At 61.2% G+C, this 11,390-nt stretch carries 12 protein-coding genes and 1 pseudogene; 10 read left to right on the forward strand and 3 right to left on the reverse strand.

Annotation, left to right across the window (positions count from 1 at the left end; genetic code table 11):
* Positions 1-6 precede the first annotated feature (6 nt).
* The 6 genes from tssF to tssK (CSV86_RS27900) are packed head-to-tail and all read left to right on the forward strand — an operon-like array spanning position 7 to position 5,986.
* Entirely contained in the window at positions 7-1,773 is a 1,767-nt protein-coding gene (gene tssF / locus CSV86_RS27875; RefSeq protein WP_009397056.1) for a type VI secretion system baseplate subunit TssF, read from the forward strand.
* Positions 1,737-2,756 (forward strand): type VI secretion system baseplate subunit TssG, encoded by a 1,020-nt coding sequence (gene tssG, locus CSV86_RS27880; RefSeq protein WP_009397055.1) that lies wholly within the window; start codon positions 1,737-1,739, stop codon positions 2,754-2,756. The genes tssF and tssG overlap by 37 nt, the downstream gene beginning before the upstream one ends.
* The gene (tagH, locus tag CSV86_RS27885) at positions 2,753-4,084 is read left to right on the forward strand and encodes a type VI secretion system-associated FHA domain protein TagH (RefSeq protein WP_009397053.1); all 1,332 of its coding nucleotides are present in this window, start codon (positions 2,753-2,755) and stop codon (positions 4,082-4,084) included. The genes tssG and tagH overlap by 4 nt, the downstream gene beginning before the upstream one ends.
* Positions 4,084-4,506, forward strand: a complete 423-nt coding sequence (locus tag CSV86_RS27890; protein ID WP_170395197.1) for a hypothetical protein — start codon at positions 4,084-4,086, stop codon at positions 4,504-4,506. The genes tagH and CSV86_RS27890 overlap by 1 nt, the downstream gene beginning before the upstream one ends.
* Complete coding sequence (gene tssJ / locus CSV86_RS27895) at positions 4,503-5,090, forward strand: type VI secretion system lipoprotein TssJ (protein WP_170395200.1); 588 nt, start codon at positions 4,503-4,505, stop codon at positions 5,088-5,090. The genes CSV86_RS27890 and tssJ overlap by 4 nt, the downstream gene beginning before the upstream one ends.
* On the forward strand, positions 5,087-5,986 hold the full coding sequence (gene tssK / locus CSV86_RS27900; RefSeq protein ID WP_170395203.1) for a type VI secretion system baseplate subunit TssK: 900 nt from the start codon (positions 5,087-5,089) through the stop codon (positions 5,984-5,986). Before tssJ ends, tssK (CSV86_RS27900) begins: the two co-directional genes overlap by 4 nt.
* A 42-nt stretch (positions 5,987-6,028) precedes the next feature.
* Here the strand turns inward: tssK (CSV86_RS27900) and CSV86_RS27910 are convergent, their stop codons facing one another.
* From CSV86_RS27910 to CSV86_RS27920, 3 genes are read right to left on the reverse strand one after another with little or no spacing between them, the layout of a single operon-like run.
* Positions 6,029-7,318 carry an ISL3-like element ISPpu12 family transposase gene (locus CSV86_RS27910; protein WP_004574636.1) on the reverse strand — a complete coding sequence of 430 codons (1,290 nt, stop codon included), beginning with the start codon at positions 7,316-7,318 and terminating at the stop codon, positions 6,029-6,031.
* A 21-nt stretch (positions 7,319-7,339) separates the two neighbouring features.
* On the reverse strand, positions 7,340-7,852 hold the full coding sequence (lspA, locus tag CSV86_RS27915; RefSeq protein WP_003821921.1) for a signal peptidase II: 513 nt from the start codon (positions 7,850-7,852) through the stop codon (positions 7,340-7,342).
* A 3-nt stretch (positions 7,853-7,855) separates the two neighbouring features.
* Complete coding sequence (locus CSV86_RS27920; RefSeq protein ID WP_004364974.1) at positions 7,856-8,752, reverse strand: cation efflux transmembrane domain-containing protein; 897 nt, start codon at positions 8,750-8,752, stop codon at positions 7,856-7,858.
* Positions 8,753-8,847: 95 nt separating this feature from the next.
* Here CSV86_RS27920 and cadR point away from each other — a divergent pair, with 95 nt between their 5' ends.
* The 4 genes and pseudogenes from cadR to CSV86_RS27940 all read left to right on the forward strand — a co-directional run bounded on the left by cadR (position 8,848) and on the right by CSV86_RS27940 (position 11,317).
* Positions 8,848-9,255, forward strand: a complete 408-nt coding sequence (gene cadR / locus CSV86_RS27925) for a Cd(II)/Pb(II)-responsive transcriptional regulator (protein ID WP_009403731.1) — start codon at positions 8,848-8,850, stop codon at positions 9,253-9,255.
* Between the two features lie 98 nt (positions 9,256-9,353).
* Positions 9,354-9,803 (forward strand): annotated as a pseudogene (tssK, locus tag CSV86_RS27930) (type VI secretion system baseplate subunit TssK); the annotation flags it as partial.
* Position 9,804: 1 nt separating this feature from the next.
* Positions 9,805-10,671 carry a type IVB secretion system protein IcmH/DotU gene (icmH, locus tag CSV86_RS27935; RefSeq protein ID WP_009407181.1) on the forward strand — a complete coding sequence of 289 codons (867 nt, stop codon included), beginning with the start codon at positions 9,805-9,807 and terminating at the stop codon, positions 10,669-10,671.
* Positions 10,672-10,792: 121 nt separating this feature from the next.
* Positions 10,793-11,317, forward strand: a complete 525-nt coding sequence (locus CSV86_RS27940; RefSeq protein WP_009407179.1) for an Hcp family type VI secretion system effector — start codon at positions 10,793-10,795, stop codon at positions 11,315-11,317.
* Positions 11,318-11,390: the final 73 nt, after the last annotated feature.

The raw sequence follows: 11,390 nt of genomic DNA on the forward strand, positions 1-11,390 counted from the left end.
GGCGGGATGTCACTGAAGAGCAAGTTCCGCGAAGAGCTGGATTACCTGCGCCGGCTCGGCCGGGTCTTTTCGCGCAGGAACCCGCAGTTGGCGAGGTTTCTCGGCGACGAAGCATCCGACCCGGATGTGGAGCGGCTGTTGGAGGGTTTCGCTTTCCTGACAGCCAGGTTGCGCCTGAAGATCGAGGATGACTTTCCCGAACTCACCCATTCCTTGCTGCAACTGCTGTGGCCGAACTATCTACGGCCGCTGCCCAGCGCCACCATCATGCAGTTTCCACCCGTGGACCGCTCGTTCACCGTGCGCCAGCGTATTGCCAGGGGCACGCGTGTCGGCTCGCTCGATGTCGACGGCGTAGCCTGCCAGTTCCGCACCTGCTCGCACGTCGATATCTATCCGCTGCAGATCAGCGAAATCAGCGATGTGCATTCGCTGGAGAAATCGACGGTGTGCGTGGACCTCGCCACCCTGAGCCAGAACCCACCCAGTACCTACGACTGCGACCGCCTGGATTTCTACCTGAGCGGCAGCGACTACTGCGCCAGGACGTTGTACCTGTGGCTGTCCTGCTATCTGGACCAGGTCCGCATGGAGTGCGATGGCCTGGTCCGGCACATTCCTGCCGGGCAGGTCGTGTTCCCCGGATTCAGCCCCGATGATGCCTTGCTGCCCTACCCGAAGAACGCCCTGGATGGTTATCGCGTCCTGCAGGAGTACTTCCTCTTTCCGCGGCGCTACTTCTTCTTCGGGCTCACCGGCCTGCGAGCCCTGTGGCCTGCAAGCAGCACGCAGCGCATCCGCCTGGAGTTCCGCTTCACCCGGCCCATGCCCAACGACATCCGCATACGGACCGGGGACATGGCCTTGTACTGCGCGCCCGCCGTCAATCTCTTCGAGCAGGATGCCGAACCGGTCAGCCTGACCGGCAAGACCCTCGATCATCGTGTGCGCCCGGCGAGCCAGCGCCCCGATGCCTACGAGATATTCAGCATCGATCGTGTCGACGGCTGGAAATGCGAGGGTTCCGATCAACCTGGCACCTGGCTGCGGACCTACCAGCCGTTCGAGTCGTTACGCCACCAGATCGACTTCGAGCGAGGACAAACCGTTCTTTACTACCGCACCCGCATCGCCCAATCGCTGGTGGATGCCGGTATCGAGCACCGGGTTTCATTCGTGCGCGGCGATGAACAGCACTACATCGGGCGGAATGAAACCGTTTCCTTCTCGCTGACCTGCAGCAACCGCGACCTGCCGCAGGCCTTGGCGGTGGGCGACATCTGCGTACGCACCGCAGACATGCCGACCTTCGTCGAATGCCGCAACCTGACCGCGCCGACCCCGTCGTACCGGCCAGTGCTGGATGGCGACCTGCTGTGGACGCTGATCTCCAACCTGTCACCCACCTACCTGTCGTTGCTTTCGGCCGAACCCTTGAAGGCCGTCATCCGCGCCTATGACTTTGCCGCCCACCACGACCTGCAGCGTTCCCGCGCCACGCAGATGCGCCTCGGTGCCCTGCAGGACGTGCAAACCGCGCCCATCGACCGGATGTTCAAGGCCCTGCCCATCCGTGGCTTGCGCACCCTGGTCAAGCTCGACCAGGACGGATTCTCCTGCGAGGGCGACCTGTACCTCTTCGGCACGGTGTTGAGCCATTTCCTCTCCGTGTACGCCAGCATTTCCTCCTTCCATGTGCTGGAAGCCATCAACCTCAAGAATCAGGAGCATTACGCATGGCCGATCCGCAGCGGCACACAGCCCCTGATCTGAGTGAGAACCTGCTCGGGGCCGCCCGGGAGTACGACTTCTTCTGTCTGCTCGAGCGCCTGCATGGGCTGCATGATGATGACCTGGAATCTGCCGATGCCTATGCCGCCGAGCGCCAGCGCGTTTGCCTGAGCAATTTCGCCGGTGTCGGATTTCCCCCCTCGGACGTTGCCCTGGCCCGGCGTCTCGATGATGCACTGCCGCACCAGTACCTCGTGCAGGCAACCTTCCTCGGCATGCACGGACCCGATTCACCGTTGCCGTCGTACTACCTCGAACGCCTGGCCTACGAGGCCGGGCAGGGTGAAGGAATTCGCCCGGCGTTCTTCGACTTCTTCAATCACCGCCTGCTTACCCTGTTGCACCAGGCCTGGCGCAAGTACCGGCATTACATCCGCTTCCGTCCGGGGGCGAGCGACCGGCTTTCGCAACGCCTTTTCGCCCTGGTCGGGCTCAAGGACAACGCCATTCGCGGCGTCACCCCGATTGCCTGGAGCCGCCTGCTCAGCTTCGCAGGTGCCGTGGTGCACCGCAGCCGTTCGCCGGACATGGTCGCCGGGCTTGTTGCCCATTGCTTCGATCTGCAGGAAGTCGGCCTGCGCGATTTCGAACTGCGCGACACCGATATCGAAGCGCCCGCCCGTACCCGGCTTGGGCAGCGCAACGGCTGCCTGGGCGAAAGCTTCCGCCTCGGTGCCAGGGTCCGCACGCGGCATTGCAAGTTCACCCTGGTCATTTCTGACCTGTCGCAGGCGCGTTTTCGCGAGTTCCTGCCCAAGGGCGAGAACTTCGAACGGCTGCGGATGCTGATTGCTTACCTGTTGCGCGACCAGACCCCTGGCGACCTCGAGTTGCGGCTGCGCGCCAACGAAGTTCCTGCCTTCAACCTCGGGCGCGACAGCGGCTGCCAGCTCGGCTGGACCAGTTTTCTCGAACAGCCACGACGGCGCACTCCTCCTCCCGTTCGACTCACGGTACGCACATGACTCTGGATAACGCCAACCCGCGCCTGTTGCTGGTAGTGGACAACCCCCAGGTGCTCCAGCAGGGCAGCGCTCCCCGGCACCTGTTCGACGCCAAGGGCGGCAGCATCGGATCGCAGCATGCCAGTTGGACGCTGTCTGACCGCCACGCCACGGTCAAGCCGCGACACTGCGAGGTCCGCTATAAGGACGGGGGATTCATGGTCATCGACCGCTGTGGCGAGACCCGCGTCAACGACCAGACGCAACCGCTCGGCACCGGCGTCGGCGGCAAATTGAGCGATGGTGACACGCTGCATATCGGCCCGTACCAGATCTCCGTGCATCTGGGGAGTGACCTCTGCGAGGCGGACGATCCTGACAGCCATGGCGCCGCCGTGGGCCAGGTGTCCGGCGACTTCATGACCGCGCTTCCGGAAGCCGCGCCGCAGGAATTCGCTGGCGAACCGCATCAGCCAGCGGGCCAGGCCGGGTTCCAGGCTCTTGGCGAGCGGCCTGGACCTGACGGCCTGCTCGATCCCCTCAAGGCGCTCGACGTTGCCAATGGCGGCCCGGCGGACAGCCTCGATTCACATCACTACGGGCATACGCCGATGGCCGCCCAGGCCGACGTCGCCACGACCCGGTCCGAAGCCGTCTACGGCAACCCCGTGCACGCCCCAGGAGAAATCTTCATGTCGCAGCAGGATAGCCAGCACCCCGCCGCCCAGGACTGGATTCAACGCCAGTGCTCCGGCCAAGCACAGCCCGCAGTACTGGTCGAGCCGTTGCTGGACGGTATCGGCGCAACCGTTGGCACGGTGGACGAGCTCGATGCCTACGCACTGCTCAACGAGGCTGGGCGCACGATCGGGGCCCTGATTCGTGGCCTTGCTGCGCTGAATGTTCCCGCTGCCGATGACCGGCAGCGCATTTCCCTGGCCGGACGCACGCTACAGCCCATCGAGGACAACCCGCTGCGCCTCGGGCAAGGCTATCCGGAAACCGTGCGGGCACTGTTCGCTGCCGAGCGTAGCGTTGTTCACCTGTCGCCTTCGGCGGCGGTGGAAGAGTCGCTGGAGCAGATCCGCCGTCAGCAGATCGCCATGCACCGGGCCATCAGCGCAGGACTGGCCGCGTTGCTGCAGGCGTTCTCGCCCGAACAGTTGGAGCAGCGGTTCCAGCGCTACCGGCCGGCGCGAGGCGGACAGGTGGCGACGGCCGACTGGGCCTGGCACATGTATGGCCACTATTACGAGGAACTGAAGTCCGGCCGGCAGCAAGGTTTCGACAAGCTGTTCTGGGAAGTCTTCGAGCAAGCCTTCGACCAGGCTTTGCGCGCGGAGGCATGATGAGGCAGGTCATCACGCTCCTGCTGGCCGCAAGCACGCTTGGCGGCTGCAGCGCGGTGGGCAACGTGCTGAGCAAGAGCGGCCAGGTGCTGATGAACCCATCAATCCAGGTCGGGGCCGCTCATGAGCAGCTCTCACAGGTTGCCCTGAGCTTGTACGCCAGCCCGGACGTCAATCCCAACCCGCTCAGCCTGGCGTCGTTTGCTCCTGGTGAAGAAACGCTGGCAGCGCCACTGGACATGGAAGGGCTGGGGCCGTTCGCAGTGAATTTGCGTAGCGCCAACAAGGACGAGTTGGTCATGCATCTGCGTGCCTTGGCGGAGCATTTCGAAAACGAACGAAGCAACGTCGCCGGTGCACTTGCCGTGCGCCAGCGCCTGGCCATTCCAGGCCTGGTGGTCGATGAGCACGCCCCCCGATGACCCTCGGCAAGTCACAGCCCGAGACGCTGTTCACCGACAGCAGCGCATCACGCTGGCCGCAGCCCGCGAACTGGTTGCTACGCAAGGGGCAAGCGTCGCCTTCTGGTGAGGAGCAATCCCGGGCCGACCTCGATCTTGGTCAGTACGGCCATGGCCCGGCCCTGGCCCGGGCTGCCGAGGCGCGGGCCATGCCGGGCAACGCGACTCCGGTCGGCTTCCGCGTGTTGCAGTTGAAGGACGACTCCATGCTCGAGAACGCCGATCCAGAACGGCTTCGCAGCGCGCCGGAAAAGGCCTTGGGCAGCACGCTGCTGGCCGCCGACGACTACATCCTCGTGCCCGGCCAGTTCAAGTTCATCGAGTTCGCCGATGTCGACGAAGACACCCGCTACATCGCGGTGGTCGCCGACTTTCACACCCCCAATCCCGAACGCTGGCACGACGTATTCCGCATCGAATCGCGCGGCCGCAAGTACCCGCTCATGGTGATGCTGCAGGGCAGCCGCGTCGCGATCACCGATGAAAGCTACCGACCCGCACCCGCCCCTGCCGGCGTCCGCAACCCTGCGAGATCCTACCGATGACCACCCGTAATCCCGTCGTCTGGGGCGAAGGCCTCTTCGTCAAACCCCAGCATTTCCAGCAGGCCACCCGTTACCTGGAGCACTGCATCAACGCCCGCAGTGGCAGCCGCTACGGGTTTGGTTTCAGCGAACTGGAGCTGAACCAGGAGTTCCTCGCCTTCGGCAAGATCGCCATCGTTCGCGCCCGCGGCATCATGCCGGACGGTACGCCGTTCGATATTCCCCATGACCAGCCGCCACCGGATCCGCTGGCCATTCCCGACGCCAGTGCGGCCAACCAGACCGTGTACCTCACGCTGCCGTTGCGCTCGGACGGCACCGGGCAGGTGCGCTGGCCGGACAGCCAGGATGACGCCCGCTACCTGCTGCGCTCGGAGGAGGTCCGCGATACCCATAGCCACCAGGGTGACCACTCGCCGCTGGACCTGGCCGTGCCGAATCTGCAATTGGCCCTGGAGCGCGATGACCGCAGCGCCTTCACCAAACTGGCGCTGGGGCGCATCCTCGATCTGCAGCCGGATGGCAGCCTGTTGATGGATAGCGGTTTCTACATTACCGGCCTGCACCTCCACGCCATTCGCCCACTGGCGCACTTCATGGAGGAAATTTCCTCGCTGATGCACGAGCGGGCCAAGAGCATCGCCCAGCGCATCGGTTCGCCGGGGCAGTCGGGTGTCGCGGACTTCACTGACTTCAGCCTGCTGCAGGCGCTAAACCGCTGGCAGCACCAGTTCCGCCATCTGGCCCGGGATCCGGATGTACGGCCGCTGGATGCCTACCTGGCTTGCGGCCAGGCGAGCGGCGAGCTGGCCACCTGCATCGACGAGTCGCGGCTTGCGCCCGAATTCCCGCGTACCAGCACGACAGCCCGAAAAATACCGGGTATACGGATTTAATGGTTGATGGGGCACCTTCACCCCATCAATCTGATACCACCCTCAGATGGTTGATAGATCGACTCCGTAGTTGAGTTCCTCTGCGAAGTCCGGCAGTCCGTAACCGATGGTTTTCTTGTAGAAAGGAGAGACCTTCGCAGTCGGTGCCTTCTTCTTGTGCTTCGTGGTGTAGAGCATTCGTGCCCGCATCACCTCGAAGGAGTAACCGCGCCCTTCACGGTTCTTGTCCTTGGCCAGTCGGTTGATGGACTCCGTGTAAGCGTTGGTGACGGGCATGTCCGTCTCGAAGTAGGTCATGGTCTCTTCGCGCCAGTTTCCCACTGCCCTGACCAGATCGCTCCAGACTTCCTTTTGGCCCTTCGGGATGGTGGCTATCCACTCGTCCAGGGCGGCTTCTGCCTGGAGCCGTGTGGTGGCGTCCCAGATGCCGTAGAAGCGCTCCTTGTGCTCGTAGGCGGCCAGCAGTTGCGGGAACGCGCCTGTCCAGGTCTCCATGATGAGGCGCTCCCGGTCTGAGACTTCGTGAGCGCGTTTCAGCAGGATTTTCCGGTCTCCCTTGAGAGTCCGGCTCTGGGACGGTTTCAGCTCCTTTCTGAGGCCCTTGCGCACTCTCTCTAGGGCATCGTTGGCCATGCGCACCACATGGAACTTATCGACCACGATACGGGCCTGGGGCAGCACAGCCTTGACCGCTGCCCGGTAGGGGTTCCACATGTCCATGCTGACGATCTCGACCTTCTGCCGGTCTTTCAGCTTCATCAGGTAGTTGGTCACCACGTCCTGGCGGCGGGTGGCCAGCAGGTCGAGCAGGGTTCGCTCCTCAATGTTGGTCAGAATGCAGCGGTAGCGCTTGTTCAGGTATAGCTCGTCAATGCCCAGGATGCGGGGCGTCTCGAAGCGGTGCCAGCGCCCCAGGAACTCGGCGCGGGCGTTGAAGATGTCGCGCACCGTCTTCTCGTCCAGGCCGGTCTGTGCCGCCACAAAGGTGTAGGGGTGGTTGAAGGATTCCTTCTCCACGTACTCATGCAGCCGCAGTGTCATACGGAATCCGTCCACCATCTCCGGTAGCTGGGGCCTGAATGTTGTCTTGCAGGCCCGGCAGGTGTATCGGCGGCGGACCACCCAGAGAGTGACCCGCTTGCCGTGGATGGGCAGATCACGATAGGGAACGTCACGCTTGCCGAACCGTACGAACTCACCCTGCACGCCGCATTCCTCGCAGGCGATGGGATCGGGCACGTCCACCTGGAAGTGCATTTCGTCGTCGGTTGATTTGCAGCCCAGTACTTGGTATTGCGGCAGGTGAAGGATGTTGTCGGGAAGTTCGGTCATGGTGTTGTATAGGCGTAGGTGTCAGTCAGATCCATCCGACTCGGCATTGGTGTTTGCTTTTTTACCCAACAAGCTGCTGGAAACGAAAAGTAAGGCACCGAGGACAATTGCAATATCAGCCAGGTTGAAGGCCGGCCAATGCCAGTCTCGCCAATAGAAATCAAAGGAATCCACAACATAGCCGCGAAAGACCCGGTCAATCAGGTTGCCCATGGCGCCACCGAGGATAAGACTGTAAGCGATGGCTTCTCCTTTATGACGATTTTCAAGGATCAGCTTGATCAGAAAAATCGAGACCACTACCGCGATTCCGATAAAAAAGTAGCGCTGCCAGCCTCCACCATTCGCAAAAAGACTGAATGCGGCACCGGTGTTCCATAGGTGCACCCAGTTAAAGAACGGGGTCACCGAAACATACTCGCCATAGGCCATTGATTGCTGCACCAGCCACTTTACAGCCTGATCAGACGCTGCCAGCAGGCCCGATATGGACAATAGGGCATACGGCGAGAGCTTTTTGCCAATAATGAGCATTATTTAACCCTTCAACGCCAAAATGCGTCTGGCACCGTTAAGTACAATGCCCCCCGCGATGGTGCCGATAATCAGATCCGGATAATTGGAACCGGTCCACGCGACCAGGGCGCCGGCGGTGATGACCCCCAGGTTGATCACCACGTCGTTGGCCGAGAATATCCAGCTTGCCTTCATGTGCGCCCCGCCTTCCCGATGTTTGGATATGAGCAGCAGACAACTGGTATTGGCAATCAATGCGACGAATGCGATAGCCATCATCACCAGCGATTCAGGCTCACTACCGAATACAAAGCGTCTCACCACCTCTACGAGCACGCCCACAGCCAAGATCAGTTGCAGTACACCAGCAAGATGCGCGGCACGTACCTGCATTTTCACGCTATGTCCAACCGCATAAAGGGCAAGCCCGTACACCGCCGCATCGGCAAAATTGTCCAGGGATTCTCCAATCAGGCCGGTGGACCGGGCGATCAGACCGGCAGTCATTTCCACCACGAACAGAAGTGCATTGATGCCGAGCAACCAGCGCAGGGTCCCGGATTCTTGCTTAGCAGAAGCTGCCGAAAACTCGGCGGCCTTGATGGTCTCCGGATTTGCAGCGACGGTTTCCTGAAGCGAGGCGCCTAGCCCCAAGGTCTTCAGTTTCGAGGTGACGGGCTCGACCTCGCCGTCATGCACGACCTTCAGCCGGCGGTTCGACAAGTCGAAGGACAGCGCCCGAATCTCCTCAAAGCCGTTCAGGGCTAGGCGAATCATTCGTTCTTCTGATGGACAGTCCATCTTCGGCACGGCATAAACACTGACCCATCTCCCTGGCGCCTCGGAGGAGGCCTGTATATCGGTATCCGCTGCGGACGTTGCATCACCGCCACAGGCGCCACCACAGGATTTGCTCATGATACGACTCCACTTGAACAATGTTGTGGTACCATTTAAAACTATAAAGCTACTATAAGGTCAATAGAGTAAAGAATCCGTTGGGGAGGAGGCTGATGCGCATTGGTCAGTTGGCGCAGTTGGTAGGGGTCGAAACACAGACGATCCGCTTCTATGAACAGCAGGGCTTGTTGCCGCCGCCTGATCGGCAGGACAACGGTTACCGTGTCTATACCGAGAAGCATGGTGAGGGGCTGGCCTTCATCCGTCGCTGCAGAATCCTGGGCCTGTCACTGGCTGAGATTCACGAACTACAGAGCTATGAGGACGACCCTCATCAGCCTTGTACCGCCGTCAACGCCTTGCTCGATGATCACATCTCTCATGTGCGGTCGCAGATAACCGCTCTGCAAGCGCTTGAGAAACAACTCGTTTCACTGAGAGCGAGTTGCAACGATGACCGGGAAGTTGAGGCGTGTGGGGTTCTTGCTGGAATTAGCGAAGGAAACATGCACCAGCAGTAGGTGAAGCATCAACCAGATAATCCGATGAGATGCCGGTCTGTCTCACTCTCATGCAAAGGTAAGATCAACCATTTAATCCGCTTACCCAAAATACCTTCCTTATGCTGGAGCAGACCCTGCGCCGGCTGCTCGGCACCGTGCTGCAACCCCGTGCCATGTCCCTCCCGCTGGTGAGGCAGGCGCACGGCATGCTCACCGCGCAGGTCAACGACGACAGCCTGATGGACGGCGCCGACTTCATCCTCGCCGTGAATGCCCGCATGCCGCTGGAAAGGATGCGCCACCTGTTCCTGCAGCAGGCCAAGGTGGCTTCCCAGGAAAAACTGCCCGAGCTGATCCGCCTGCAACTGCCGGGCATCCCTCTCAGCCCGCTGCCCGTGGCACCAAGGCACCTGCCGTTCCACGCCGGCTTCACCTACTTCCAGCTCGATCGCACCGCGGCCAATTGGCCAACGCTGATGCCCAAGGGTGCGAAGAGCTTTGGTTTCCATATCAGCGGCGACTTCCCGGAGTTGCAGTTGCAGTTCTGGGCTATCAGGAGTCAGTGAGATGAGTGCTTCCATCAACGCCAATATCGAAAGCTCCGCGTCTTCCCCGGCCGTCCTTCCGAAGGAGACTCAGGAACCCCAGCCCCAAGGAACGCAGCCCGGGGTTGCCAGCAAGCAGCAGGACAAGGATCACATGTCGATGAGCACTATCGACAATGATCCCGACCTGCAATTCCGACTGCGCGGCCACAGCCTCAATCCCTTGATCGATGCAGCCCAGCCGCTGCTCGGATTGGTAATGCGCGTGCGCCAGCTTGATCGCGTTGCCAATGTCAATGGGTTCTATATCAGCGTTCGTGACCACATCACCACGCTTTCCGAAGAAGTCCGCCAACTGGGCTACGACCCCGTCACGCAACTGGCTTACCGCTATGCCTTATGCACCTTCATCGACGAGGCGGTGATGGCCAGGCCGTGGTCGCACGCCTCGAACTGGTCTGATCGCTCCCTGCTCAGCTACCACCACAACGAAACCTGGGGCGGCGAGAAGTTCTTCACCGTTCTTGCGCGCATGCAAATGGACCCGGAGCGTTACCGCGACGTCCTGGAATTCAAGTACCTGTGCCTGTGCCTGGGCTTCGAGGGCAAGTACGGCCTGCAGCACAACAACCGGGAAATCCTCAACGGGATCATCGGCAAGCTGCACCGGGTGCTGCGTTCACAGCGCGGCGACACGCCCGAGCGCCTGACCGAGGTGCCGGAGCACGTGGCATCGCGGCGCTACCGCCTGGCACGGCAATGGCCACTGTGGACGCCATGGGCCATTGCCGGGGTGGTCCTGCTCGGCAGCTATCTGGCCTTTTCCATCAGCCTCGGCAACTCCACGCGAGAGGTGCTCGAGTCCCTGGAGTTCATTCTCAAACCCTGACTTTCGGGCCGCTCGAGCAAGGCCCGCAAGCTTGAAGCAGCCGCTGCTTCAAACCCTTCGCCATCAGTGATGGCGCGACGGCCCAGAAGGCCTTCAATTCAATGAAACAAGGAAGCGAACTATGTCTTTGCCTGCTTATATCTCGATCACGGGCCAAACTCAGGGCAACATTACCGCGGAGGCCTCCAGTCTGGAGTCCTTGGGAGCATCTTCCATACAAGGGCACGAGGACGAGATCCTGGTTCAGGAGATCCATCACGAGATCACCACACCGACGGATCCGCAAAGCGGCCAGCCTACGGGCAAGGCCGTACACGGCCCGCTGACCTTTACCACGATAATGACCAAGGGCACACCGCTGTTGTATCAGGCCCTTGCTGATGGGGAGTTGCTGCCTAAGGTGGTATTGAAGTGGTACCGCCCAGCTCTCGAACGGAAGGCCGAACATTTTTTCACCATTGAACTCGAAGACGCCTACGTCGTTAGCATGACGGCAATGCTACCGCATGCCCAACTGATGGATAACGACAGCACCCGTGAGCAACTGAAGGTCGCTCTGTCTTATCGCAAGATCACCTGGATCCATGGGCCCGGCACTACCGAGGGTTCCTACGATTGGCGACAGCCCAAGGAAAAGCAGGACTAAGCGCCGGCCCCGTCTGACAACCGGCGCAGCAATGTGCCGGTTTCTCCTACATGCACAAGGATCGTTGGCCCTG

Origin of the sequence: Pseudomonas bharatica CSV86 (assembly GCF_000319305.2) — a bacterium.
In the GTDB taxonomy this organism is placed as follows: domain Bacteria; phylum Pseudomonadota; class Gammaproteobacteria; order Pseudomonadales; family Pseudomonadaceae; genus Aquipseudomonas; species Aquipseudomonas bharatica.

Bases quoted from the DNA above. Each gene is read 5' to 3' on its own strand.
- icmH (WP_009407181.1), top strand. From the start codon at position 9,805: ATGAGTGCTTCCATCAACGCCAATATCGAAAGCTCCGCGTCTTCCCCG.
- CSV86_RS27890 (WP_170395197.1), top strand. From the start codon at position 4,084: ATGAGGCAGGTCATCACGCTCCTGCTGGCCGCAAGCACGCTTGGCGGC.
- cadR (WP_009403731.1), top strand. From the start codon at position 8,848: ATGCGCATTGGTCAGTTGGCGCAGTTGGTAGGGGTCGAAACACAGACG.
- tssJ (WP_170395200.1), top strand. From the start codon at position 4,503: ATGACCCTCGGCAAGTCACAGCCCGAGACGCTGTTCACCGACAGCAGC.
- tssG (WP_009397055.1), top strand. From the start codon at position 1,737: ATGGCCGATCCGCAGCGGCACACAGCCCCTGATCTGAGTGAGAACCTG.
- tssF (WP_009397056.1), top strand. From the start codon at position 7: ATGTCACTGAAGAGCAAGTTCCGCGAAGAGCTGGATTACCTGCGCCGG.
- CSV86_RS27940 (WP_009407179.1), top strand. From the start codon at position 10,793: ATGTCTTTGCCTGCTTATATCTCGATCACGGGCCAAACTCAGGGCAAC.
- tagH (WP_009397053.1), top strand. From the start codon at position 2,753: ATGACTCTGGATAACGCCAACCCGCGCCTGTTGCTGGTAGTGGACAAC.
- tssK (WP_170395203.1), top strand. From the start codon at position 5,087: ATGACCACCCGTAATCCCGTCGTCTGGGGCGAAGGCCTCTTCGTCAAA.
- CSV86_RS27910 (WP_004574636.1), bottom strand. From the start codon at position 7,318: ATGACCGAACTTCCCGACAACATCCTTCACCTGCCGCAATACCAAGTA.
- CSV86_RS27920 (WP_004364974.1), bottom strand. From the start codon at position 8,752: ATGAGCAAATCCTGTGGTGGCGCCTGTGGCGGTGATGCAACGTCCGCA.
- lspA (WP_003821921.1), bottom strand. From the start codon at position 7,852: ATGCTCATTATTGGCAAAAAGCTCTCGCCGTATGCCCTATTGTCCATA.